The organism is Isoptericola sp. b515 (assembly GCF_030588125.1).
In the GTDB taxonomy this organism is placed as follows: Bacteria; Actinomycetota; Actinomycetes; order Actinomycetales; family Cellulomonadaceae; genus Isoptericola; species Isoptericola sediminis.
Genome location: NZ_JAUQYR010000003.1, coordinates 223,487 through 247,655, shown reverse-complemented (window position 1 = coordinate 247,655; position 24,169 = coordinate 223,487). Strand labels below are relative to the sequence as shown.

General features: G+C 73.8%; 25 protein-coding genes. 12 read left to right on the top strand and 13 right to left on the bottom strand.

The features are described from left to right. Window positions 1–8: 8 nt before the first annotated feature. Complete coding sequence (locus tag Q6350_RS10165; RefSeq protein WP_304604160.1) at window positions 9–650, top strand: thymidine kinase; 642 nt, start codon at window positions 9–11, stop codon at window positions 648–650. Between the two features lie 2 nt (window positions 651–652). On the opposite strand, the gene sepH is transcribed toward Q6350_RS10165, so the two are convergent. Then, the gene (gene sepH, locus Q6350_RS10160) at window positions 653–1,954 is read right to left on the bottom strand and encodes a septation protein SepH (protein WP_305066078.1); all 1,302 of its coding nucleotides are present in this window, start codon (window positions 1,952–1,954) and stop codon (window positions 653–655) included. Between the two features lie 116 nt (window positions 1,955–2,070). On the opposite strand from sepH, the gene Q6350_RS10155 reads away from it, so the two are divergent. Both Q6350_RS10155 and Q6350_RS10150 read left to right on the top strand, forming a co-directional pair. Beyond that, entirely contained in the window at window positions 2,071–2,901 is an 831-nt protein-coding gene (locus tag Q6350_RS10155; RefSeq protein ID WP_305066077.1) for an inositol monophosphatase family protein, read from the top strand. A gap of 193 nt (window positions 2,902–3,094) precedes the next feature. Further along, window positions 3,095–3,394, top strand: a complete 300-nt coding sequence (locus Q6350_RS10150; RefSeq protein WP_171248133.1) for a DUF4193 domain-containing protein — start codon at window positions 3,095–3,097, stop codon at window positions 3,392–3,394. Window positions 3,395–3,499: 105 nt separating this feature from the next. On the opposite strand, the gene Q6350_RS10145 is transcribed toward Q6350_RS10150, so the two are convergent. Then, window positions 3,500–3,997, bottom strand: a complete 498-nt coding sequence (locus Q6350_RS10145) for a DUF3093 domain-containing protein (protein WP_304604157.1) — start codon at window positions 3,995–3,997, stop codon at window positions 3,500–3,502. Window positions 3,998–4,040: 43 nt separating this feature from the next. On the opposite strand from Q6350_RS10145, the gene dut reads away from it, so the two are divergent. The 4 genes from dut to Q6350_RS10125 all read left to right on the top strand — a co-directional run bounded on the left by dut (window position 4,041) and on the right by Q6350_RS10125 (window position 6,546). Further along, window positions 4,041–4,526 carry a dUTP diphosphatase gene (gene dut, locus Q6350_RS10140; protein ID WP_304604156.1) on the top strand — a complete coding sequence of 162 codons (486 nt, stop codon included), beginning with the start codon at window positions 4,041–4,043 and terminating at the stop codon, window positions 4,524–4,526. Between the two features lie 94 nt (window positions 4,527–4,620). Then, window positions 4,621–5,388, top strand: coding sequence for a DUF3710 domain-containing protein (locus Q6350_RS10135; RefSeq protein WP_305066075.1), 768 nt, complete (start codon window positions 4,621–4,623; stop codon window positions 5,386–5,388). A gap of 1 nt (window position 5,389) precedes the next feature. Next, window positions 5,390–5,758, top strand: a complete 369-nt coding sequence (locus tag Q6350_RS10130; protein WP_304604154.1) for an OB-fold nucleic acid binding domain-containing protein — start codon at window positions 5,390–5,392, stop codon at window positions 5,756–5,758. Between the two features lie 29 nt (window positions 5,759–5,787). Beyond that, window positions 5,788–6,546: a DUF3159 domain-containing protein gene (locus Q6350_RS10125; RefSeq protein ID WP_305066073.1), complete on the top strand. Its 759-nt coding sequence runs from the start codon at window positions 5,788–5,790 to the stop codon at window positions 6,544–6,546. A gap of 39 nt (window positions 6,547–6,585) precedes the next feature. Here Q6350_RS10125 and Q6350_RS10120 read toward each other — a convergent pair whose 3' ends face one another. Together Q6350_RS10120 and Q6350_RS10115 are read right to left on the bottom strand one after the other, a co-directional pair. Beyond that, a complete protein-coding gene (locus Q6350_RS10120; RefSeq protein WP_304604152.1) occupies window positions 6,586–7,260 on the bottom strand; it encodes a TrkA family potassium uptake protein in 675 nt (224 codons plus the stop codon). Continuing rightward, complete coding sequence (locus Q6350_RS10115; protein WP_304604461.1) at window positions 7,260–7,916, bottom strand: TrkA family potassium uptake protein; 657 nt, start codon at window positions 7,914–7,916, stop codon at window positions 7,260–7,262. Before Q6350_RS10115 ends, Q6350_RS10120 begins: the two co-directional genes overlap by 1 nt. Window positions 7,917–8,007: 91 nt before the next feature. Here Q6350_RS10115 and Q6350_RS10110 point away from each other — a divergent pair, with 91 nt between their 5' ends. From Q6350_RS10110 to Q6350_RS10100, 3 genes are read left to right on the top strand one after another with little or no spacing between them, the layout of a single operon-like run. After that, window positions 8,008–9,990: an APC family permease gene (locus tag Q6350_RS10110; protein WP_304604151.1), complete on the top strand. Its 1,983-nt coding sequence runs from the start codon at window positions 8,008–8,010 to the stop codon at window positions 9,988–9,990. Window positions 9,991–10,001: 11 nt separating this feature from the next. Continuing rightward, a complete protein-coding gene (locus tag Q6350_RS10105) occupies window positions 10,002–11,294 on the top strand; it encodes a class I SAM-dependent RNA methyltransferase (protein WP_305066072.1) in 1,293 nt (430 codons plus the stop codon). Further along, window positions 11,294–11,713 (top strand): hypothetical protein, encoded by a 420-nt coding sequence (locus Q6350_RS10100; protein ID WP_305066071.1) that lies wholly within the window; start codon window positions 11,294–11,296, stop codon window positions 11,711–11,713. The genes Q6350_RS10105 and Q6350_RS10100 overlap by 1 nt, the downstream gene beginning before the upstream one ends. A gap of 29 nt (window positions 11,714–11,742) precedes the next feature. On the opposite strand, the gene Q6350_RS10095 is transcribed toward Q6350_RS10100, so the two are convergent. Continuing rightward, complete coding sequence (locus Q6350_RS10095; RefSeq protein WP_305066070.1) at window positions 11,743–12,432, bottom strand: hypothetical protein; 690 nt, start codon at window positions 12,430–12,432, stop codon at window positions 11,743–11,745. Continuing rightward, window positions 12,429–13,115 carry a DUF5701 family protein gene (locus tag Q6350_RS10090; protein WP_305066069.1) on the bottom strand — a complete coding sequence of 229 codons (687 nt, stop codon included), beginning with the start codon at window positions 13,113–13,115 and terminating at the stop codon, window positions 12,429–12,431. Before Q6350_RS10090 ends, Q6350_RS10095 begins: the two co-directional genes overlap by 4 nt. Window positions 13,116–13,339: 224 nt before the next feature. On the opposite strand from Q6350_RS10090, the gene acnA reads away from it, so the two are divergent. Beyond that, on the top strand, window positions 13,340–16,093 hold the full coding sequence (acnA, locus tag Q6350_RS10085) for an aconitate hydratase AcnA (RefSeq protein ID WP_304607069.1): 2,754 nt from the start codon (window positions 13,340–13,342) through the stop codon (window positions 16,091–16,093). 144 nt (window positions 16,094–16,237) lie between these two features. Here the strand turns inward: acnA and Q6350_RS10080 are convergent, their stop codons facing one another. Continuing rightward, complete coding sequence (locus Q6350_RS10080; protein WP_304607070.1) at window positions 16,238–17,092, bottom strand: alpha/beta hydrolase; 855 nt, start codon at window positions 17,090–17,092, stop codon at window positions 16,238–16,240. Between the two features lie 84 nt (window positions 17,093–17,176). Between Q6350_RS10080 and Q6350_RS10075 the strand changes: the two genes are divergently transcribed. Continuing rightward, window positions 17,177–17,845: a TetR/AcrR family transcriptional regulator gene (locus Q6350_RS10075; RefSeq protein ID WP_304607071.1), complete on the top strand. Its 669-nt coding sequence runs from the start codon at window positions 17,177–17,179 to the stop codon at window positions 17,843–17,845. A gap of 13 nt (window positions 17,846–17,858) precedes the next feature. Here Q6350_RS10075 and Q6350_RS10070 read toward each other — a convergent pair whose 3' ends face one another. The 6 genes from Q6350_RS10070 to Q6350_RS10045 form a co-directional block, all read right to left on the bottom strand. Next, entirely contained in the window at window positions 17,859–19,205 is a 1,347-nt protein-coding gene (locus Q6350_RS10070) for a permease prefix domain 1-containing protein (protein WP_305066067.1), read from the bottom strand. After that, entirely contained in the window at window positions 19,202–19,582 is a 381-nt protein-coding gene (locus Q6350_RS10065; protein WP_305066066.1) for a PadR family transcriptional regulator, read from the bottom strand. Before Q6350_RS10065 ends, Q6350_RS10070 begins: the two co-directional genes overlap by 4 nt. Window positions 19,583–19,661: 79 nt before the next feature. After that, window positions 19,662–21,032, bottom strand: coding sequence for a hypothetical protein (locus tag Q6350_RS10060; RefSeq protein ID WP_304607073.1), 1,371 nt, complete (start codon window positions 21,030–21,032; stop codon window positions 19,662–19,664). Between the two features lie 66 nt (window positions 21,033–21,098). Further along, on the bottom strand, window positions 21,099–22,013 hold the full coding sequence (locus Q6350_RS10055; RefSeq protein WP_305066065.1) for an aminoglycoside phosphotransferase family protein: 915 nt from the start codon (window positions 22,011–22,013) through the stop codon (window positions 21,099–21,101). After that, window positions 22,013–22,711, bottom strand: a complete 699-nt coding sequence (locus Q6350_RS10050) for a CoA pyrophosphatase (RefSeq protein WP_171248149.1) — start codon at window positions 22,709–22,711, stop codon at window positions 22,013–22,015. Before Q6350_RS10050 ends, Q6350_RS10055 begins: the two co-directional genes overlap by 1 nt. 5 nt (window positions 22,712–22,716) lie before the next feature. Then, window positions 22,717–24,165 carry a GuaB1 family IMP dehydrogenase-related protein gene (locus Q6350_RS10045; protein ID WP_171248150.1) on the bottom strand — a complete coding sequence of 483 codons (1,449 nt, stop codon included), beginning with the start codon at window positions 24,163–24,165 and terminating at the stop codon, window positions 22,717–22,719. Window positions 24,166–24,169: the final 4 nt, after the last annotated feature.

Here is a 24,169-nt window from a genome sequence, read left to right as displayed (position 1 = left end):
TCGTCCCCATGGCCGAGCTCGTCTTCTTCTCCGGGACCATGGACAGCGGCAAGTCGACGCTGGCCCTGCAGACCGACTACAACCATCGCGCGCGGGGTCGCCACGGGCTGATCTTCACCCGCAACGACCGCGCCGGCACGGCACGGATCTCCTCCCGGCTCGGGCTCGAGGTCCAGGCCCGCGAGGTCGACGACGACACCGACTTCTGGGAGGAGATCTCCGCCGAGCGCCAGCGCGGGCACCTGGTGGACTACCTCGTGTGCGACGAGGCGCAGTTCTACTCGCCGGAGCAGGTGGAACAGCTCGCGCGACTCGTCGACGAGACCGAGATCGACGTGTTCTGCTTCGGGATCACCGCCGACTTCCGCTCCCGGCTCTTCCCGGGGTCGACCCGCCTGGTCGAGCTCGCGGACCGGCTGGAGGCCCTGCAGGTCCAGACGCTGTGCTGGTGCGGGGCGCGGGCGACCCACAACGCCCGCACGGTCGGGGGAGTGATGGTCGTCGAGGGCGACCAGGTCGTCGTCGGTGACGTCAGCTCGGCCGACGAGGTCGCCTACGAGGTGCTCTGCCGGCGCCACCACATGCGGCGCATGACGGCCGGGGTCGCGCGGCGGCTCGCCCCGGCGGACGGGCTGCTCGACGTGCCCTGACCTCAGGACGAGGGCCGCGCACCACCGAACACGATCTCGTCCCAGCTCGGCATCGGCGCGCGGCCCTTGCGGGCACCGCGTCGGGGGCGTGGCGACGGGTCGTCCGTGCCGGTCCCCGTCGCCGCCACGGTGTCGTCCGCCGGAGACCCGGTGTCGTCCGCCGACGACCTGGTGTCCTGTGTCGGTGACCCGGCGTCGTCCGCCGATGACGAACGGTCCGTGGTTGCCGGTGCCGGCGCGGCGGGCCGGGGGACGGGCGCCGGGACCGGCGCCGACACCGGCGCGGGAACGGGCACCGGGGCGTGCTCGGCACCGTGGTCACCGTCCTCGTGGTCCGTGCCGCGGTCGTGCGACGCGTCCTCGGCCCCGGCGTCGGGCGAGGGTCGTTCGGGCTCCTCGGTGTCAGCGCCCGGGTCCGGTCGTCCGGACCGCTCCGGGTCCTCGGAGGCGTCCGGCGCCGAGGAGGTGTCCTCGGCGCGCGAGGAGCGGTGCGCGTCCCGGCGTGCGCCGAGGTCGACGATGCTCGCGCCGTCGTCGGTCCTGGCGGGCGGTCCGCCGTCGAGGCCGAGCGGCAGCTCCTGGTCACCCGGGCGCGGAGCCGGCCGGGTGCGGTGGGGCCGCTGTCCCCGTCGGCCCGCCAGGTCGTCGAGCAGCAGCTCCGTCGCCTCCGAGGCGGGATCGGGCGGAGGCGTGGGACGCCGCCGCGGCTCGGTCGGGACGCCGAGGATCTCGGGGGAGACGGGGTCGTCGGGCTGGCCCAGCCACCGGGCCTCGTCGTCCACGGCCGTCACCGCCCGGCTGCGCGGGTCGAACGTCCACGCGGCGCACCGGTCGCGACCCCCGGCCACGAAGCGCACCTCGACGTGCCAGGGGGCCGTCCCCGTGCGCCGGGCGCTCCAGACCGCCTCGGCCGCGTCGACGTCGCGGGCGGCGAGCCGGGCGTCGGCGAGCTCGCCCAGGGTGGCGTCACCCTCGGGGTCGGTCCGGTGGTCGCGCACCTGGCCGATGACGTGGTCGCGCTCGGCGGCCACGGGCCACTCGTAGCGGCGCACGTGCTCCGACGGCAGCCCCGACTCCGCGGCGAGCTCCTCGACCGTGGCACCGGCCCGCAGGCGTGCCTGCAGCTCGCGGGGACGCAGCGGGGTCTGCGACTGGGCCTGGAGCGCCTCGGTCCGCGGGCGGTCGCGCCGGACGGCGGCGCGCAGCGCCTCGGAGATCGCGAGCGTGTGCTCCGCGCCGTCCGGACCGCGCAGGACCAGGCGCTCGGCGTCCTCGTGCAGCGTCACGAGCTCGAGCTCTGCCATGGTTCCTCCTTCACCGCCCGCCCGCGTGACGGGCCTGCTCCGTCGAGCGTGCCACCGTCGCCGTCGTCCGGGGGGCAGGTTCCGTCGGTGTGCCGCGGATCGGGCAGGATGGAGGGGTGACCACCACACCCTCCCTCCCGTCCGCGTCCGAGACCAGCGACCTGCGCACCCTCGCCCGCTCCCTCGCGATGGAGGCGGGCGCGCTCGTCCGGGGCAGTCGGCCCGACGAGGTCGAGGTGGCCGCGACGAAGTCCAGCGCCGTCGACCCCGTCACGGCGATGGACCGTGCCGTGGAGGACCTGCTGCGGCGGCGCCTCGCCGCGCGCCGGCCGGACGACGCGATCCTCGGCGAGGAGGGGGACGACGTCACCGGGACGAGCGGGCTGACCTGGGTGATCGACCCGATCGACGGCACGGTCAACTACCTCTACGGCGTCGCCTCCTACGCGGTGTCGGTGGCGGTCGTGGCCGGTGACCCCGACCCGGCCCGGTGGACACCGCTCGCCGGTGCCGTGCACTCCGTGGTCGACGGCGTGACCTGGACCGCTGCGCGGGAGCAGGGCGCCGACCGCGACGGCCTCCCCGTGCAGGTGCGCCGGGCGGACTCGCTCGCCACCAGCCTGGTGGGCACCGGGTTCGGGTACGAGGCCGAGCGGCGTGCCGAGCAGGCCCGCGTGCTGAGGCACGTGCTGCCGCGGGTGCGGGACATCCGGCGCCTCGGGTCGGCGGCCATCGACCTCTGCCTGCTCGCCGACGGGCGCCTCGACCTCTACTACGAGCGGGGACTGAACCCGTGGGACATGGCCGCGGGCGGTCTCGTCGCCCTCGAGGCGGGTGCGGTGCTCAGCGGTCTGGACGGCGCGCCGGCGACGCGGCGCATGACGGTCGCCGGGTCGCCCGACCGGCAGGCGGAGCTGGTCGCGCTGCTCGAGGAAGCAGGTGCCTGAAGCACCTTGCGTTCGCGCAGGGTGAACCGTACTGTTCGCGCAGGTCAGGGGGCATGTGACCGGCGCGACACCGCAATTTGTCGCGAGCCCGGCTCGGATGGTGCACAATCCGTGGGCCGAACGGGAACAAAACCTGATCGGCAAGCATTATCAGCGCGTACCGACACCCACTCCACGGAGCGTGACAGCACAGATGGCAACCGACTACGACGCACCCCGCAAGAACGAGGACGACGCGGAGCAGGACTCGATCCAGGAGCTCCAGACCCGTCGCTCCGACAAGTCCTCGGGTGTCGTCGACGAGGACGAGACGGAGGCTGCGGAAGGCTTCGAGCTTCCGGGCGCCGACCTGTCCGGTGAAGAGCTCGCGGTGCGCGTGCTGCCTCGCCAGGCGGACGAGTTCACGTGCTCGAGCTGCTTCCTCGTCCATCACCGCAGCCAGCTGGCCTACGAGAAGAAGGGCCAGATGATCTGCACGGAGTGCGCGGCCTGACACCCCGCACACCGCGTGGACGGGCGTGACCCGACACCCGAGACCCAGGCCGTCATGTCCTCGACATGACGGCCTTCGTCATGTCGGGGGAGCCGGCGGACCGGCTCAGGCGCCCGCACCCGACTGCACCAGGGCGTCGGCGAGCTCGTCCGGGCGCCGCGTGGAGACCAGCCAGTAGGGGGTCGGGTCCAGCGGGTCGCGCAGCACCACCTTCAGGCCGGTGCGCGCCCAGCTGCGCAGGCAGACGTAGGCGCGGGCGTCGAGCTCCGGCCCGAGCGCGGTGCGCATCTCCTCGGCGCTGAAGATCGGCGTCACCCCGCCGAGCAGCTCCACCGGCACACGGGCGGGGCCGGCCCGCAGCTCGCCGTCGGCCACCTCGACGACGGGGGCGGTCGCGACGAGCGTCACGACGACGACACCGGCGACGAGCACCCCGGCCCCGGGGGCGACGAGGGGCGCGAGCGGCAGCAGGGTGACGGCCACGATGACGCCGAGGCCGATCGAGGCGACCCAGGCGCCGGGGCCGGGCAGGAGACGTTCCCGGAACAGCGGGGCAGGAGCGGGCTCCGCCGGGTTCCCCGAGCGGCTGGGCGCGTCGTTCATGGCCTCATCATCGCAGGTCTGCGCGGTCCGATAGGCTGCGCGCGTGCCCCATGACGCCAGCCCGCCGCTGACCGACCCGAGCACGCTCGACGTGCTCGTGACGCTGCTGGACGACGCCGCGGTCGCCCCGACCTACGCCCACCCCGGTGACGCGGGTGCCGACCTGGTCACGACCGTCGACGTCGACCTCGCGCCCGGGGCGCGCGCCGTCGTGCCGACCGGGCTGGCGATCGCGCTGCCGGAGGGCTACGCCGCGTTCGTCCACCCGCGATCCGGGCTCGCGGCCAAGCACGGCGTCACCGTGGTCAACGCCCCCGGGACGGTCGACGCCGGCTACCGCGGGGAGATCAAGGTCGTCCTGGCCAACACCGACGCCACGGAGACCGTCCGGCTGCGCCGCGGCGACCGGGTCGCCCAGCTCGTGGTGCAGCGGGTCGAGCACGCCCGGTTCCTCGTGGCCGACCGCCTCCCGGGGTCGCAGCGCGACACCGGCGGGTTCGGGTCGAGCGGGGGGTTCGCGCAGGGCTGACCTGCACTGTTCCCGACCGCTCTCGCCAGCGGTCTACCCTGGGCACGAGGCACGGCGCAGCGCCGTGGCGACCGACGAGACAAGGAGCTCCCTGGTGGGTCTGTTCCGGCGCAAGGCGTCGACGAAGGACACGGAGTCCGCCGCGGCGGACGCGACCTCGACCTCCCCGACCCCGGACGACGCCCCGGCGGCGACCGGGTCCGACCAGGGCGAGGAGAGCGCCCGGCCGACCGGTCGCGGCCCCTTCGACTCCTCGCAGGTCTCGTCCCTGGGTGCGCGGGTCGACCTCGGCGCCATCTGGCTGCCCGTCCTGCCCGGGCTGCAGCTGCGCATGGAGGTCGACAAGAAGTCGCAGAAGGTCACCGGGGTGGCCGCGTCCCTGAAGGGATCCATCCTGCAGGTCCAGGCGTTCGCCGCACCCAAGACGATGGGGATCTGGGACGAGGTGCGCGAGGAGATCGCCGCCTCGCTGACCAAGCAGGGCGGCACCGTCGACGACGTGCCGGGCACCTTCGGCCGCGAGCTCATCGCGCGCATCCCGGCCCAGACCTCCGAGGGCAAGACGGGCGTCCGCCCGGCCCGGTTCATCGGTGTCGACGGGCCGCGGTGGTTCCTGCGCGGCGTGCTGTCCGGGCGGGCCGCCGTCGACGCCGACGCCGCCAAGCCGCTGGAGTCGGTGTTCGCGAACGTCGTCGTCGTCCGTGACGGCAGCCCGCGCCCCCCGCGCGACCTGCTGACCCTCACCCTGCCCGAGCAGAAGCGTGCCGCGGGCGCGGAGTCCCACGGCCCGGCCGGGGCGACCCCCCAGGAGCCGAGCTTCGACCCGCTGCAGCGCGGCCCCGAGATCACCGAGACGCGCTGACATGTCGTTGCGCAGCATGGTCAGGTCCGCCCTGGCCTCCACCGACACCGTCGCCGCGGACGAGGAGCGCAGCGCCGCGGCCATGGTCGCCGGGTGCACGGCCCTGGGCGAGGTGGCCCCGCGGCACCGGTACTCGGTCGCCGGCGTCCTGCGCTCCGTGGTCCTGCACCCGCGCCAGGACGTCCCCACCGTCGAGGCCGAGCTCTACGACGGCTCCGGCACCCTCGACCTCGTCTGGCTCGGCCGCCGTCAGATCGCCGGCATCCAGCCGGGCCGGCGGCTGCGCGTGGAAGGCATGGTGACGACCCGCGACGGGCGACGCGCCATGTTCAACCCGCGCTACGAGCTGCGCGCACGGGCGGGCGAGTGAGCGGGCGGCAGGGCGGCGAGCGGCCGCCCGTGCACGAGACCGGTCCCGCGGACTCCCTCGCGCGCCGCGGCGTGCGCGCCGTGACCGGGGACTCGTTCTCCCTCGGTGAGGCGATCGGCGGCGTGCGCGGTGTCGTCGAGGCGGTGCTGCCCGGGCTGGTGTTCGTCGTGGTGTACGTCCTGACCCTGGACCTGACCTGGGCCCTGGTCGGTTCGGGCGTCGCGGCGCTGGTCACCGTCGGGGCGCGTCTCGTGCAGCGCACCCCGGTCACGCAGGCGGTCGGCGGCGTGCTCGGCATCGCCGTCGGCGTCATCTGGGCCTGGACCTCGGGCGAGGCCGAGGACTTCTACGTCTGGGGCCTGTGGACGAACGCCGCCTACCTGGTGGCCTTCATCGTGTCCATCCTCGTGCGCTGGCCGCTGGTCGGTCTGTTCGTCGAGGCGATCCGTTCCGGGTTCGCCGAGCAGGCGTCCGCGCAGCGCCCGGCCGCCGAGTCGCGTGACGACGAGGCCGAGCAGTCCAGCCCGTGGGCCCCGCTGGTCGCCTGGCGCGCGGACGCGGACCTCGTGCGGCGGTACACGATCGCCAGCTGGTTCTGGGTCGGGCTGTTCGCCGTCCGGCTCGCGGTGAAGGTGCCGCTCTACCTCGACGGCGACGTCGGCTGGCTGGGCACGATGCACCTGGCGCTCGGTCTGCCGCTGTGGGGCCTGGTGCTGTGGCTCACCTGGGTCGTGGTGCGCGGCGCGCACCGGGACGCCGCCGAGGCCGGGACCCCCGAGCGCGCCTGACCGAGCCCGTCGGGCTCCACCCTGCGCTGCACCTCCGGCTCAGCCGAGCTCGGGACCGTCGACGACGAGCTGCTGCAGCACCGACGGGTCGGCCTCCTGCCCGGTGACGAACATCAGCTCGTCGCCGGCCTCCAGGGCGTCGTCGTCGGTGGGGTTGAACGGCTGGGTCCCGCGCACCACGCAGGCGAGCACCGTGTCCGCGGGCCAGCGGACGTCGTGCACCCGCAGCCCGACCAGCGGCGACTCCTCGGGCAGGGTGACCTCGAAGATGTCGGCACCCGACTGGTGGAAGGTGAAGATCCGCACCAGGTCGCCGACGGAGACGGCCTCCTCGACCATCGCCGTCATGATCCGGGGCGTCGACACGGCGACGTCCACGCCCCACGAGTCGTCGAACATCCACTCGTTGCGCGGGTTGTTCACCCGGGCCACGGTGCGCGGCACGGCGAACTCGGTCTTGGCCAGCAGGGAGAAGACGAGGTTGACCTTGTCGTCGCCGGTCGCGCCGACGACGACGTCCGCCGAGGAGACGTCGGCACCGGTCAGGGAGTCCGTCTCGCAGGCGTCGGCCAGCAGCCAGTCGGCGTCCGGCACCTGCGCCACGCGCATGGCGGACGGGTTCTTGTCGACCAGCACGACCTCGTGGTCGTTGGCCAGCAGCTCGGAGGCGATGGACCGGCCGACCGACCCGGCCCCGGCGATGACGACGCGCATCAGTCCTCCTCCTCCGGGCCCGGGGCATGGGTGAGCAGCCGCTCGACCCGCGCCGCGTCGTCGGCGTGCATGAGCACGTGCAGGACGTCGTTCTCCTGCAGCAGGGTGTCCGGCCCGACGATGCGGGCCTCGGCGTAGCGCGTGATGAACGCGACCCGCGCCCCGGTGGTGGCCTCGATCCGGCGGACGGAGAGCCCGAGCCAGCCCGGGTGGTGGTCGACCTGCGCCAGGCGGACCGCGCCCGAGGGGTCGCGGTACTCGTCCGTGGCCCCCAGGGGGAGCATCCGGCGCAGGACCTGGTCCGCGGTCCAGCGCACGGTGGCCACGGTGGGGATGCCGAGCCGCTGGTAGATCTCCGCGCGGTGCGGGTCGTAGATGCGGGCCACGACGTGCTCGACGCCGTAGGTCTCCCGGGCGACCCGGGCCGCCAGCACGTTCGAGTTGTCGCCGTCGGACACCGCCGCGAACCCGTACGTGTCCTCGATGCCGGCCTGGGTCAGGGTCTCGCGGTCGAAGCCGACGCCCGTGACCTTGTGCCCGGAGAAGTCCGCGGGGAGGCGGCGGAACGCGTCCGGGTTCTGGTCGATGACCGCCACCGAGTGGCCGTTCGACTCGATCGTCTGCGCGAGCGTGGAACCCACGCGGCCGCAGCCCATGATCACGAAGTGCACACGCCAGACGCTATACCCAGGTCAGGACGGCTGCCGACCCGGCCAGCGGGCGGTGCTGGGCATAGCATGTGTCATCGTGTCGGACATCGCGGACGCCGCCAAGCGGTTGCTCCTAGGACGCCCCTTGCGCAGCGAGAGCACGAAGCAGGCTCTGCTGCCCAAGCGGGTCGCGCTGCCCGTGTTCGCCTCGGACGCGCTGTCGTCGATGGCGTACGCGCCGGACGAGATCCTGCTGATGCTCGCCCTGGCGGGCCTGGCCGCCACCGCGGTCTCGCCGTGGGTCGGGCTGGTGGTCGTCGTCGTGCTGCTGGTGGTCGTCGCCTCCTACCGCCAGATCGTGCGGGCCTACCCCTCCGGCGGCGGCGACTACGAGGTCGCGACCACCAACCTCGGGCCGACGGCGGGCATCGGCGTCGCCTCGGCCCTGCTGCTCGACTACGTCCTGACGGTGGCGGTGTCGCTGTCCGCCGCGGCGCAGTACCTCACCGTGCTCGCCCCGGCCGCGCGCGACGTCGAGGCGTGGGTGGCCGTCGGCCTGCTCGCGGCGCTGACGGTCGTCAACCTGCGCGGGGTCCGGGAGTCCTCCTGGGTGTTCGTCGTCGTCATCTACTGCTTCATGGCAGCGGTCGGGATCCTGGCCGTCGTGGGTGCCGTCCGCCACCTCACCGGCGGGTTGCCGCAGGCGGAGAGCGCCGGGTTCGACCTCGTGCCCGGCGCCGGGTTCGAGCAGGGACTGGTCGGCATCGCCGGCGCCTTCCTCGTGGCGCGGGCCTTCGCCTCCGGCGCGGTCGCGCTGACCGGGGTGGAGTCGATCACCAGCGGTGTCCCGGCGTTCCAGCGCCCCAAGCGGCGCAACGCGGCCGCCACCCTGGCGCTGCTCGGCGGCATCTCGGCCGTGATGCTCATGACCATCCTGTTCCTGGCGCAGGCCACCGGCGTGAAGTTCGTCGAGGACCCGACCACCCAGCTCACCCGCGGGGGCGAGCCGGTGGGGGAGGGCTACGAGCAGCACCCCGTGCTGGCCCAGCTCGCCGAGACGATCTTCGGCGGCGCGGGGATCGTGGCCATGGTCGTCGTCGGTGTCACCGCCCTGGTGCTGCTGCTGGCGGCGAACACGGCCTTCTCCGGGTTCCCGGTCCTCGGGTCGATCCTGGCCAAGGACGGCTACCTGCCCCGCCAGCTCCACACGCGCGGCGACCGCATGGCGTTCTCCAACGGCATCGTCACCCTGGCGATCGCGGCCGGGGTGCTGATCCTCGCCTTCGACGCCGAGGTCACGGCGCTCATCCAGCTCTACATCGTGGGTGTGTTCGTCTCGTTCACGCTGTCCCAGCTCGGGATGCTGCGGCACTGGACCCGGGCCCTGCGCAAGGAGCCCAGCCCGCGCGAGCGGACCCGCATGAAGTGGTCGCGCACGGTCAACGGTGTCGGTTTCGTGCTGACCGCGGCGGTCCTCGTCATCGTGCTGGTGACGAAGTTCACCCACGGCGCCTGGATCACGCTGGTCGCGATGGGTCTGCTGTTCGTCCTCATGCGGGGCATCCACCAGCACTACTCGCGGGTGCGCGACGAGCTGGCGCTGGACGACATCTCCGGTGCCCGCGCCCTGCCCAGCCGGGTGCACGCCGTCGTGCTCGTCTCGCGCGTGCACAAGCCGACCATGCGGGCCCTGGCGTACGCGCGCGCCTCCCGGCCGTCCGTGCTGGAGGCCGTCACCGTCGGGGTCGACCCCGCGGAGATGGCCGACCTGCGGGAACGCTGGGAGGCGCTGCACCTCCCGGTGCCGCTGCGGGTCCTCGACTCGCCCTACCGGGAGATCACCCGGCCAGTGCTGCAGTACGTGCGCTCGGTCCGCCGCGAGTCCCCGCGCGACCTCGTGGTCGTCTACATCCCCGAGTACGTCGTCGGGCACTGGTGGGAGCAGCTGCTGCACAACCAGTCCGCCCTGCGGCTCAAGGGTCGGCTGCTGTTCACCCCGGGCGTCGTGGTGGCCTCGGTGCCGTACCAGCTGTCCTCGTCGGAGGGGCAGACGGGACTCGAGTCCGAGCAGAGCGGGTGAGAATAGGGGACGTGCCCCGACCTCGCCGTTCCGCCCCGCGCCCCCGTCCCGCCGACCCCGACGTCGGTCTCGAGCTCGAGCTCGAGATCGGTCCCGTCGCGCACGGCGGGCACTGCGTCGCCCGTCACGAGGGCCGGGTGGTGTTCGTGCGCCACACCCTGCCCGGGGAGCGCGTCCGCGCCCGGGTCACCGAGGGCGGGAAGCGCTTCTGGCGGGCGGACGCCGTCGAGGTGCTCGACGCCTCGCCCGACCGCGTCGACCCGGCGTGGCCGGCCGCCGGACCCGGGGGAGCGGGCGGCGGCGAGCTGTCCCACGTCGCGCTGCCCGCCCAGCGCCGCTGGAAGGCGGACGTCCTCGCCGAGCAGCTGCAGCGCCTGGCGGGTCTGGAGCGGCCGGTCACCGTCGAGCCGGCACCGGGCGACGACGTCCGCGGCGGGCTCGGCTACCGCACCCGCGTCGAGCTCGTCACCGACGGGGACGGCCGCGCCGGCATGCGCGCGTTCCGGTCCCACCGGGTGGTGCCGCTGGACGGCATGCCGCTGGCGACGCCCGAGGTCGCGGCGCTCGCCGACGCCGAGGGCGTCTGGGGCGGTCGCTGGCGCGCCGGGCAGCGGCTGGAGCTCGTGGCGCCCGCGTCCGGGTCGGCGCCGGTCCTGCTCGTCGACGGCGTGCCCTGGCGCCGCGGCCGGCCCGACACCCGTGCCAACGCGCGCCGCGCCGTGACCGAGGAGGTGACCGTGGGCGGCCAGGAGCACCGCTACCGCGTCACCGCCGACGGGTTCTGGCAGGTGCACCGCGAGGCGCCGGGCGTGCTCGCGAACGCCGTGCTGGAGGCCGCCGGCGACCTGGACGGCGCGCGGGTCCTCGACCTGTACGCCGGTGCCGGGCTGTTCACGCTGCCGCTGGCCGCGGCCGTGGGCCCCGGTGGCCGGGTCGTGGCCGTCGAGTCCGACCCCCGGGCCGTCAAGGACGCGCGCCGCAACGCCCACGACACCCCGCAGGTCGAGCTGCACCTCGGTGCCGTCGACACGGTGCTGCTCGGCGGGGACGCGGCCGGCGACGGCGCCGGCGAGGCCGACGTCGTGGTGCTCGACCCGCCGCGGGCCGGCGCGGGACGTGCCGTGGTGCAGGCGATCGCGGACCGCCGTCCGACCCGGGTGGTCTACGTCGCCTGCGACCCCGCCGCGCTGGCGCGTGACGTCGGCTACCTGGCCGAGCACGGCTACGGGCTGGCGGGTCTGCGCGCCTTCGACCTGTTCCCCATGACGCACCACGTCGAGGCCGTCGCGGTCCTGGAGCGCTGATGGGGCGGCCGGAGCGGCGGGGAGTGCGGCGCTGGCTGCCGCTGCGGCTGGCCGTCGTGGCCGCCGTCGTCCTGGTCGGCCTGCTCGTGGCGGTCCTGGCGCGCCAGCCGTCCGACGACCCCGTCCTGCAGACGTACGAGGGCGTGCCCGCGGGCGTGGCGCAGGACGAGCCCGTGGACGGCGAACCCGGCTGGGTGCTCGGCGAGGACGGCCGGCTCGCCGTCTACGCGGCCGGGAGCTCGTCGTGCCCCTGGCGACCGACGTCGGTCACGGCCGACGGGAACCGGGTCACGGTCCGCCTCGAGGTCGACGGCGGGCCGGCCTGCACGATGGACATGGTCTACCGCACCAGCATCGTGGCCCTGCCCGACGGCGTGGGCCCGGACGCCCTGGAGGTCGAGCTCGAGCTCGTCGGCTGACCCGGGACGTCGCCGCGCACCGGCGCCCGTCAGATCCGCGCGAGCAGTCCCGCCAGGGACGCGGCGACGGCGTCGGGGTCGGCGAGCAGGTGCAGGTGGCCGCCGGGCAGCGAGCCGGTGGGCCAGCCGGCCTCGCGGGCGCGCTGCGCCTCGCGGGCGTAGGTGTCGCCGAAGGAGAGGTAGGCGAGACGGCCCCGCTCCCAGCCGGCGGGGACCTGCACGGCGGACTCGGTGTAGCTGAGCGGCATCCGCGGCGCCTCCGCCTCCAGCCGGTCGAGGGTGGCGTCGTCGGGCAGGAGCCGGCGGACCTCCTCGCGCGGCCACCAGGACGGCCACGGGGGCAGGAGCCCGTCGGCGTCCGCGAGGTCGCGCAGCTGCTCCCGCAGGTCCGGCGGCACCAGGGGAGCCTCGCCGGAGGCGGGCGGCAGCGCGGCGTCGACGAAGACCGTGCCGGCCAGCGGGCCCGCCGCGGCGATCGCGGGGACGTACAGACCGGCGTTCGAGTGGGGCACCAGCACCAGGAGGTCGTCGTCGGGCAACGACGCCTCGCACCGGTCGAGCACCTGCTCGGGCGAGGTGCCCCGGGTGTCGGCGACGAGCGTCCGCCAGCCGTGCGAGCGCAGCCGCTGGGCCACCGGCTCCCAGACGGCGGGGCCGAGGAACGGGCTGGGCAGGAAGGTCACGATCGGCCGTTCGACGACGGCGGTGGGGGTCGTCATGGGTCCAGCCTGTCATCCGTCGAGGCGACGCCGAGCCAGGTGTGCCGGTTGCGCCACCAGCACCAGCCGATCTTGGTCGCGCCGCGGCGAGTGCTTCCGTCCCGTCCGGTGCCGCCGGAGATCCACAGCGCCGGGGTGCGGGCGTCGTACGTGCCGTCGGGTCGGCGTCGTCGCGAGCCGATCGTCATGAAGCAGCGCCCGGGCTCGAGAACCTCCGGGTCCTGCAGCACCCACTGGGCTCCTTCGGCGAGCGTGAGCGGGGAGCGGCCGCGCTCGGCGATCCGGGCCGCCGCCTCCTGCGGGGAGGCGTTCGCCATGTCGTCGCCGCGGTCCGGTCCGTTCACGAGGTAGACATCGGCGTCCGGGACCTCGAGGCCGTCGACCGGACCGAACGCGTCGACGTCGGTCATGTCCTCGACCACGAACCCCTCGCGCTCGACGACGCCCGTGCGGGTGCGCACCGTGCGTCGCAGGTGCGGGGCCAGTGCCGACGGCGAGAGGTGGCGCGGGTGCACCACGAGCAGCGCGCCGGGCGGTGCCGCGCGGGCCAGGCGCCGGGCGGCCGAGCGCAGGCAGGCGGCGTCGAGACGGTCCGGGGCGGCCGGGGTGCCGTCGTCGGGCACGAGGCCCAGCGCGACGAGGCGGTCGGCCTGGGCCGGCAGCGGGGGCAGGGCGGCGGGCACGGGGCTCCTTCCGTCGGTCGTCAGGGTCAACGCCGCGCGCGTGCCACGCGTTCCGGGTGAGGCACGCCTAAGTATCTTGACGTCAAGATATATGGGCTATGCTGGGCACAGCCCGGCGACCTCTGCGTACGCTGGGACAGCCCCCGCACGAGACGGCGTCGGAACCGCTGCGACCAGCGCAGGTCGGGTCCCGTCCGCCGGAAAGCCCCCGAGAAGGAGCCGCAGTGAGCAGCGTGGACACATTCGGATCGAAGGGAACCCTGGACGTCGGAGGGAACTCCTACGAGATCTTCCGGCTCTCCGCGGTCGAGGGGCTCGAGCGCCTCCCGTACTCGCTGAAGATCCTCGCCGAGAACCTGCTGCGCACCGAGGACGGCACGAACATCACCGCCGACCACGTGCGCGCCCTGGCCGACTGGGACCCGGACGCCCAGCCCAGCACCGAGATCCAGTTCACCCCGGGCCGCGTCATCATGCAGGACTTCACCGGCGTGCCCTGCGTGGTCGACCTGGCCACCATGCGCGAGGCGGTCGAGGAGCTCGGTGGCGACCCCACCCGCATCAACCCGCTCGCACCCGCCGAGATGGTCATCGACCACTCCGTGCAGATCGACGTCGCCGGCACCACCGAGGCCTTCGAGCGCAACGTCGAGTTCGAGTACGAGCGCAACCACGAGCGCTACCAGTTCCTGCGCTGGGGCCAGACGGCGTTCGACGACTTCAAGGTCGTCCCCCCGGGCACCGGCATCGTCCACCAGGTCAACATCGAGTACCTGGCGCGCACCGTCATGACCCGTGAGGTCGACGGCGTCCTGCGCGCCTACCCGGACACCTGCGTCGGCACCGACTCGCACACCACGATGGTCAACGGTCTCGGCGTGCTCGGCTGGGGCGTCGGCGGCATCGAGGCCGAGGCGGCCATGCTCGGCCAGCCGGTCTCGATGCTCATCCCGCGCGTCGTCGGCTTCAAGCTGACCGGCGAGATCCCCGCCGGCGTCACCGCCACCGACGTCGTGCTGACGATCACCCAGATGCTGCGCCAGCACGGCGCCGTCGGGAAGTTCGTCGAGTTCTACGGTTCCGGCGTCGGCCAGGTGCCGCTGGCCAACCGCGCCACCATCGGCAACATGTCGCCGGAGTTCGGCTCGACCGCCGCGATCTTCCCGATCGACGACGTCACCATCGACTACCTGCGCCTGACGGGCCGCAGCGAGGAGCAGCTCGCCCTCGTCGAGGCCTACGCCAAGGAGCAGGGCCTCTGGCTCGACCCGAGCTCGGACGACTACGTCGAGCCGACGTTCTCGGAGTACATGGAGCTCGACCTGTCCACGGTCGTGCCGTCCATCGCGGGTCCGAAGCGTCCGCAGGACCGCATCGAGCTGACGCACGCCAAGGCTGCGTTCGCGCGCGACCTGCCGAACTACGCCTCCGACGTCGTCGACTCCGTGGACGAGGCCGAGATGGAGTCCTTCCCGGCCTCCGACTCGCCGTCGACCCACGACCAGGTGCGCCGCACCGTGCCCGTCACCGACACCCAGGGGCGCGAGTTCGAGCTGTTCCACGGCGCGGTGGCGATCGCCTCGATCACCTCCTGCACCAACACCTCGAACCCGTCGGTCATGCTCGCCGCGGCGCTGCTGGCCAAGAACGCCGTCGACAAGGGCCTGGTCTCCAAGCCCTGGGTGAAGACCTCGATGGCCCCCGGGTCGCAGGTCGTGACGAACTACTACGAGAAGGCCGGCCTGTGGCCGTACCTGGAGAAGCTCGGCTTCCACCTGGTGGGCTACGGCTGCACGACGTGCATCGGCAACTCCGGCCCGCTGGACGAGAAGGTCTCCGAGGCGGTCCAGGAGAACGACCTCGCCGTCGTCTCGGTGCTGTCCGGCAACCGCAACTTCGAGGGCCGGATCAACCCGGACGTGAAGATGAACTACCTGGCCTCGCCGCCGCTGGTCATCGCCTACGCCCTGGCCGGCACCATGGAGTTCGACTTCGACGCCGACCCGCTGGGCCGCGACGAGGACGGCAAGCCGATCTTCCTCAAGGACATCTGGCCCACGCCGGAGGAGGTCCAGGCCACGATCGAGTCGTCGATCGACCGGAAGATGTTCGAGAAGGACTACGCCGACGTCTTCACCGGTGACGACCGCTGGCGCGCGCTGGAGACCCCCGAGGGCTCCACGTTCTCCTGGGACACCGAGTCCACCTACGTGCGTCGTCCCCCGTACTTCGAGGGCATGGGCGCCGAGCCGGCGCCGGTCGAGGACATCACCGGCGCCCGGGTGCTCGCCAAGCTCGGCGACTCGGTCACCACCGACCACATCTCGCCGGCCGGTGCGATCAAGCCGGACAGCCCGGCGGGCAAGTACCTGGCCGAGCACGGGATCGCGCGTCGCGACTTCAACTCCTACGGCTCGCGCCGCGGGAACCACGAGGTCATGATCCGTGGCACGTTCGCCAACATCCGTCTGAAGAACCTGCTGCTGGACGGCGTCGAGGGTGGCTTCACCCACAACTTCGTCACCGGCGAGCAGGACACCATCTACGACGCCGCGCAGGACTACGCCGAGCAGGGCACCCCGCTGGTGGTCCTCGGCGGCAAGGAGTACGGCTCCGGCTCCTCGCGCGACTGGGCGGCGAAGGGCACCGCGCTGCTCGGCGTCAAGGCGGTCATCACCGAGTCGTTCGAGCGCATCCACCGCTCGAACCTCATCGGCATGGGCGTGCTGCCGCTGCAGTTCCCGGCCGGGGAGTCCGTCGACTCCCTCGGTCTGGACGGCACCGAGACGTTCGACATCGCCGGCATCACCGCTCTCAACGACGGCGAGACCCCGGAGACGCTGAAGGTCACGGCGACCAAGGACGACGGCAGCACCGTCGAGTTCGACGCCGTGGTCCGCATCGACACCCCGGGTGAGGCGGACTACTACCGCAACGGCGGCATCCTGCAGTACGTGCTGCGCTCGCTGGTCGACTGAGACCGGCTCCGGCCCGCACGACGACGCCCCGTCGCTCCTGGAGAGCGGCGGGGCGTCGTCGTGCCTTCGTCCGTTGTGGGTATGGATTCTGCGGGTCCGGAGCGCTCCGGACCCGCAGAAATCATGCCCACAACCGTGCGGGGGTCAGGCGGGCACGCGGGTGAGGTGGTCGACGACGGTCTTGACGACCGTCTCGTCGTCGAGGACGCCGTTGTGGCCCTGGCCCTCGGTGATCATCAGCTCGCTGCCCGGGTGCGCCGCGTGCAGCGCGTACGCCTCCTCGGCGCCGTGCATCCGGTCGTCGGCGTCCTGGACGAAGAGCGTCCCGACGTGCTCCGGCACCGGGTGGCGGCGCAGGTCGAAGCGGTCGCGCAGACCGTCCTGGCCGGGGAACTCCCGGCGGGTGATGTCGTCGCACAGCCGGTCCAGCAGGCGGGGCGCGATGCCGACGAGCCGCATGTAGGTCGCCGTGACGGAGTCGAAGCTCGTGGGTCCGGCCAGCGAGGCGAAGCGTTCGGCGCGGAAGCCCTCGTGCAGGGCGAGCCCGGCCGTGAACGCGCCGAGGGAGTGGCCGACGACGGCGGTGTACGCGCCGTGGCGCGCCTGCATCGCGTGCATGGCCGCCATGTGCTCCACGACCGTGAGGCGGTTGCCGTCGGACTCGCCGTGGGCGGGGCCGTCGTACGACTCCACCGACCACCCGGCCTCGACCAGCGCGCGCACGAGCGCCCCGAAGCGGCTCGCGCGACGCTGCCAGCCGTGCACGAGCAGCACGCTGGGTGCACCGGGGGAGGTCTCGCCCCACTGGTAGGTGGTCACCGTGAGGCCGCCGACCTCGACCGTGCCGCGGCGTGCGGCGTCGTGGACGTCCTGGTCGGCGGGGCGTACCCGGGCCCGCGGGCCGACCTGGGTGAAGAGTCGCGCGGCGATGCCGGTGGCGACCGGGGGAGCGACGACGGACAGCGTGCGGAACGTCGCGCGCAACGGTGCAGGAACCACGGTGTACCTCCTCGAACGGCTGGACGTGACCACCATAGCACTATCTGAACGATCGTACGTAAAGATTTCTCGTATACTCGTGTCATGACCATCCACGCACCCGAGCCGGAAGCCGCCACCGTCGCCCCGTCGTCGGACGGTCGGCGGCGCCGAGGTGACCGCACCCGCGCCGCGGTGCTGGACCACGCCGTCCAGCGCGCCTCCGCGGACGGGCTCGCCGGGCTGACGTTCGGGACGCTCGCGGCGGAGACCACGACCACCAAGAGCGCGATCGCCGGGTTGTTCGGGAACAAGGAGGGCCTCGAGACCGCCCTCGTGCAGCACGCGCGCGACATCTTCCTCGACGCGGTGATCGCCCCGGCACGCGCGGCGGCGCCGGGGCTCGACCGCGTCTGGGCGCTCGCGCAGGGGTGGAGCGAGTACTCGCGCACCCGGACCTTCGCCGGCGGGTGCTTCTTCCGGGCGGTGGAGACCGAGGTGGACTCGCGGCCCGGTGCCGTGCGCGACGCCGTCGTGGCGGTGCGCCGCGAGTGGGACGGGTACCTGCAGCACCACGTCACCCTGGCGGTCGACGCCGGCGACCTGGCCGCCGACGTCGACCCGGCCCAGGTGGTCTTCGAGGTCGTGGCCCTGCTCGGCACGGCCAACGACCGGTCGCTGCTGCTGGACGACGACGGCGCCTACGCGCGGGCGCTGGCCGCCGTGCGGACGATGCTGGTGGCCCACGGCGCCGACCCGGAGCGGCTGCGCTGATCCCCGCGGACGGTCACACGAAGCCGAACAGCGGGCCGAACGCGACGACGACCAGCACCGCCCAGGCCGCGTAGACCGGGAGGTAGGCGGTCTGCCAGCGCTCGAGGTCGCCGAAGGCGCGACGGTGCCGGAGCAGGCCGAGCAGCAGCCACGCCGAGCGTGCGAGGTGGACGGCCAGCAGCAGGTTCAGACCGAGCGCGGCGACCTTGTTCGGGCTCGCCCCGAACTCGGCGATCCGGGTGAGCATCGCGGTCAGGGCGACGGCGTCCACGGCCAGGGCCACCGTGACCAGGCCGAGCTGGAGGCCGTCGAACAGCCCCGGACGCGCCAGCGGGTCCCGGGCCGACACCGAGTACATCACCAGTGCCAGGACGAGCAGCAGCACCCCGTCCATGAGGATGAGCAGCTCGCGGTCGACGGTGGTGAGGTCCCCGGCGGTGGCCAGCGCCACCAGGCAGGCCACGAGCGTCAGCGTGGTGAGCGGGGTGAAGACCCGGGTCAGCACCGGGGCGATGTTCTCCACGACCTCCTGCTTGGCCTCGACGAGCCAGGCCGCCACGAGGAACGCGCCGGGGACGCACACCGGCAGGATCCACTGCTCGAGCGCGGGTTCGAGGTCGAGGCCGGTGAGGCTGAACAGGCCGGCCGTCAGCCCGACCAGCACCCCGCCGCCCAGGGCCAGCAGCACGAAGTAGATCGCCAGCTCACCGGTGAACCGGACGAAGTCCATCCGGCGGTCCGGCGAGCGCCAGCGGCCGCCGGCGTAGGCGACGCCCACCAGCGCCCACAGCACCACCGGCGCGTGCAGGGCGGCCAGGGCGAGCGTGGACCCGTCGACCGTGTAGGGGTAGAGGTTCAGGACCGCGGCGAGGACCACGAGGCCGGTGACCAGCACACCGGTGGTGGACGCCGCGAGGCGCCGCTTCCAGCCGAGGTACCCCGCGACGAACGGGGCCACGAGCAGACCCAGGTTGGTCACGAACGCCCCCTCGTCGAGGAACGTCGCACCCGCCTTGACGGCTAGCCCGGCCCCGACGGCGCAGGCGAGGACGACCGCCAGCTCCCGCCGCGCGGGGGACACGTCCTCCTCGGTGCCGTCGGGGAGCAGGACGAGCTGCTTCCACAGTCGCTCCGAGTGGGCACGGGCGAACTCGCGGGAGACGGCGTCGAGGCGTCCCATCCGCTTGACCGCCACGAGGAACGCCTCCTCGTCGTCGAGCCCGGCGGCGCGCAGGTCGTCGATGCGCTCGCGCAGGTGGTCGGTCATCTCGTCGACGTCGTCCGGCGCGACCGCACGGTGCCGCCGGACGTAGTCCCGCCAGCGGTCGATCTGCGCCTCGAGGACCTCCGGGGCGTTCATGCCGTCCCTCCGGCAGTCGCCGGGCCGGCCTGGGGCGTCGGCACGTCGGACAGGGTGCGCCAGACCTCGCCGAGCGTCTCGGCGACCACGTCCCACTGTCGGCGTCGTTCGGCCAGGGCCTCGTGCCCGGCCGGTGTGAGGGCGTAGTGCTTGCGACGCCGTCCGGAACCCGACCGTCCCCACGACGCCTCGACGAGGCCGTTGCGCTCCAGGCGGTGCAGCAGGGGGTACAGCATGCCGTCCGTCCAGCTCATCCGGCCGCCGGAGAGCTCGGCCACCCGTTTCGCGATCGCGTACCCGTACGACTCGCCCTCGGCGAGGATGCCGAGTACGAGCGGTGTCGCGGAGGCCGCGACGAGATCCTTGTCGATGTGCATAGCGCCTCTATCCCTCGATGTACGAGGTATTAAACCCTCGAGCTGCGAGGTATCGCAAGTGGTGCGGGAGCGTCCCGGGTCAGACGAAGCCGAAGAGCGGGCCGAACGCGACCACGACGAGGAACGCCCACCCGACGTAGAAGGGCAGGACCGCGGCCTGCCAGCGGTCCAGACCCGCGACCCCGTCGCGCCGCCGCAGCATGGAGATCAGCAGCCGGGCCGACCAGACCAGGTGGACCGCCATCAGCACGCCGAGACCGAGCACGGCGACCTTGTTCGGGCTCGCCCCGAACGCGGCGGTCCGGGCGACCATCGCGGTCAGCACCACGCCGTCGACGGCGGTGGCCGCCACCGTCATCGCCAGCAGGACGCCGTCGAAGAAGCCGGGCCGCCGACCCGGGGTGCGAGCGGCGACGGCGTACAGCAGCAGCGCCAGCGCGACGACGAGCACCGAGGCCAGGGTGACGAGGAACTCGCGGTCGACGGTGGTCAGGCTGCCCACCGCCCCCAGGACGGCGACGCTCACGAGCAGCGTGATCGTGGTCAGCGGGACGAAGATCTTCGCCAGCACCGGGGCGATGTTCTCCACGACCTCCTGCTTGGCCTCGACGAGCCACGCCGCGACGAGCAGCGCGCCGGGGACGCCCATCGGCAGCACCCAGTCCTCGATCACCCCCTGGAACTCCACGTCGGCCAGGGTCAGCAGGCCGATCGTGAGCCCGACGAGCAGGCCGCCGCCCAGGGCGATCAGGGCGTAGTAGACCACCAGCTCGCCGGTGAAGCGCAGGTACTGCAGCCGGCCCGCCGTCGAGCGCCACCGGCCCGCCGCGTACGCGACGCCGATCAGCCCCCAGAGCACGATCGGTGCGTGCACCGCGGCGAGGAAGCCCGTCGACCCGCCGGCGTCGAACGGGTAGACGTTGATCGCCACGGCGAGGACGGCCGTCAGGAGCAGCAGCACCGCCGCGGTGCGCCACGACACCCGCCGCTTCCAGGCGAAGTAGGCGCCGAGGAACGGCGCCACGAGCAGGGCGACGTTGTGGCCGAACGCCGTGCTGTCGAGCTGGGCGACCCCCACCTTGACGCTGACGCCGGCGCCGACGGCCAGCGCCGCCACGACGCCGACCTCCCGCCAGTCGACCGTGGTGCCGCCCGGGGCAGCCGGTGACCGGTCGAACCGCCGCCAGAACACCGCCGCCTGCTCACGGGCGACCTCGCGCGCCACCGGGTCCTCCCGGTCGACGCGCATCACGGCCACGAGGAACGCCTCGTCGTCGTCGAGCCCGGCCTCCTGCAGCGTGGCGATCCGGGACCGGAGGCGGGCGGTGCGCCCCTCGACGTCGTCGGCCTCGTGCCGCCGCAGCGCCTCCCGCCAGCTCTCGAGACGAGCCTCCGCCGACTGCTCGGAGCCCGCCGGGTGCCCTGTCCCGCGCCCTCGGTCGCTGCTCATGGCTCCGCGCTCCTCGCTCTCCTCCCATTGAAACGCCGGGAACGGCGCCTCACCACGCAAGAGGCGTCAGTGCCGGGAGGCGGCGTCCTCGGCCGACGCGTCGGCGAGCACCTGGTCCAGGCTCTCGACGCCCAGCGGGGGCAGCCAGGCGTGCTCGGCGGACGAGTCGACGACCATCGCGCTCGCCATGGCCACCGCCCACCCGCGGGCGCGCACCCACACCGGGTCGTCGGCGGGGTAGCGGTGCGCGAGGGCACGCCGGAACTCCGCCCGCCCCGCATCGTCGAAGGTCAGCCACGCGGTGGCGAGGTCCGTGGCGGGGTCGCCGGAGGTGACGTCCCCGAAGTCGACCACGGCGGCGAGACCGTCGTCGTCACCGACGACGACGTTGCCGGGGTGCGGGTCGCCGTGCACCCAGACCGCCGGCCCGTCGTGGAGCGGGGCGGCCAGCGCGTCCTCCCACACCGCGGCGAGCCGGGCGGCGGACCCGACCCGCGGGTCGGCGAGCCGGCGGCGGACGGCCTCGTCCCGGGTGGTCAACGGCACGCCGCGCACCGGGTTGACCGGCGCGTCGAGGGCCGGTGCGTGCAGGGCGTCGAGGAACGCGGCCAGCGGTGCGGCCAGGCGCTGCCGTCGGGGACGCGGGACGTCCGCCGCGCGGTGCCCTGCGAACCACGGCACGACCGACCAGTGCCACGGGTACGCCGGGTCGGTGCTCGGCACCCCGACGCGGACCGGCGCCGGGACGGGCACGGGCAGCCGCGCCGCCAGCCAGGGCAGGGACTCCTGCTCGTGCACGACGAGCGGCGCCGCCGGCTCGCGGCGCGGCAGCCGGACGGCGAGGTCGTCGCCCAGGCGCACCATGACGTTGTCCCAGCCCTCGGCGGCGACCCGCAGCGGGCGGTCGGCCAGGTCCGGGTGCTGGGCTCCGAGCAGCGCCCGGACCAGGTCGACGTCGATCTCGATCTCGGCCGCCGCCATCAGGGGTCGAGCTCGATCTCGCGCCCCCGGTCCCACGGCTCGGTCCAGCCCAGGTGATCGAACAGCGCGTCCAGGACCCCTGCGGTGAAGCCCCAGACGAGGTGGTCGGTGCCCGCGTCGTGCACCCGGAACGCCGGGCCGCGCCAGACCTGGCCCGACCGCCGCAGCACCGTGGTCACGCGCCGGTCGGGGTCGAGCAGGTCCGCGACCGGGGCGCGGAACACGTGCGAGGACTCGGCCGGGTCGACGACCCCGACGGGGGACTGGCGCGTCCACCAGGCCAGCACGGGCGTGACGACGTGGTTGCTCACCGGCATCGGCAGCGTGGCCAGCGTGCCCAGCACCTCGATCCCCGCGGGGTCGACACCGGTCTCCTCGCGGGCCTCGCGCAGCGCGGCCGACACCGCGTCCTCGTCCGCGTCCGCGCGCCCGCCGGGGAACGCCACCTGGCCGGCGTGCGAGCTCAGCGTCGCCGCCCGGGAGAGCAGCAGCACGTCGAGGTCGTGCGAGACGGCCTGCGCCTGCGCGTGGTGGTCCGAGGGCAGCCCGTCCAGGACGCCGAACAGCACGAGGACCGACGCCGGACGCGCGAGCCGCGGGTCGAGCTCGCCGCGGGCGTGCGGCCAGGGGCCTGCGAACGAGCCGTCGCGGGCGAGGGCCGCCAGCTGGTCGCGCGCCGGGTCGGGACGGTCGGTCACCCCGGTCACCAGGAGGTCGGCAGGGGCATGCCCTCGGCGAACCCGGCGGCCGACTGGATGCCCACCGTGGCGCGGTCGGCGAACTCGGCCAGGGTGCGCGCCCCGGCGTAGGTGCAGCTCGAGCGCAGGCCGGAGGTGATCTCGTCGAGCAGGTCCTCGACACCCGGCCGGCGGGGGTCGAGGTACATCTTGCCGGTCGAGATGCCCTCCTCGTACAGCGCCTTGCGGGCGCGGTCGAACGCCGACCCCTCGCCCGCGGTGCGCGCGGCGACGGCCCGTGCCGAGGCCATGCCGAACGAGTCCTTGTACAGCCGGCCCGACCCGTCCTCGTGCAGGTCGCCCGGGGACTCGTAGGTCCCGGCGAACCAGGAGCCGACCATCACCTGCGACGCGCCGGCGGCCAGCGCCAGGGCGACGTCGCGCGGGTGCCGCACGCCGCCGTCGGCCCAGACGTGCTTGCCCAGCTCGCGGGCGGCGGCCGCGCACTCCAGCACGGCCGAGAACTGCGGGCGCCCGACGGCGGTCTGCATCCGCGTGGTGCACATGGCGCCCGGGCCGACACCCACCTTGATGATGTCGGCCCCCGCGGCGGCGAGGTCGCGCACTCCCTGTGCCGTGACGACGTTGCCGGCCACGACCGGCACCTGCGGGTCGACGGACCGGACCGCCTGCAGCGCGGCGATCATCTTGTCCTGGTGGCCGTGCGCCGTGTCGACGACGAGCACGTCGATCCCGGCGTCCAGCAGCTCGCGGCTGGTGGCCGCGACGTCGCCGTTGATGCCGACGGCGGCACCGATGCGCAGCCGACCGCGGGCGTCCAGGGCGGGGGAGTAGACGGTCGAGCGCACGGCGCCCTTGCGGGTGAGCACCCCGGCCAGCACGCCGTCGCGCACGACGGGGGCGAGCTGGATCTTCGCGGCGTGCAGCCGCTCGAACGTGGCGGGCAGGCCGTCGTCCTCGATCTCCTTGGCGTCGAGGGTCACCAGGTCCGTCGACATCACGGTGGCGACGCGGGCGAACCGGTCCACGGCGGTGCAGTCGTCCTCGGTCACCACGCCGACGGGGCGGCCCGCGTCGACCACGACGGCGGCGCCGTGCGACCGCTTGCCCAGCAGGGAGAGCACGTCGGCGACGGTGTCGGTCGGGGTCACCACGACCGGGGTCTCGACGACGGGGTCCTTGGACTTCACGTCCGCCACGACGTCGGCCACGACGTCGGCCGGGATGTCCTGGGGGAGGATGGCGATGCCGCCGCGGCGGGCCACGGTCTCGCTCATGCGGCGGCCGGCGACGGCCGTCATGTTCGCCACCACGACGGGGACGGTCGTGCCGGTGCCGTCGTCGCTGGACAGGTCCACGTCGAACCGGCTGGTGACGTCCGAGCGGGACGGCACCATGAAGACGTCGCCGTAGGTCAGGTCGGTGGTGGGCTGCTGGCCCGGGAGGAAACGCACCCTT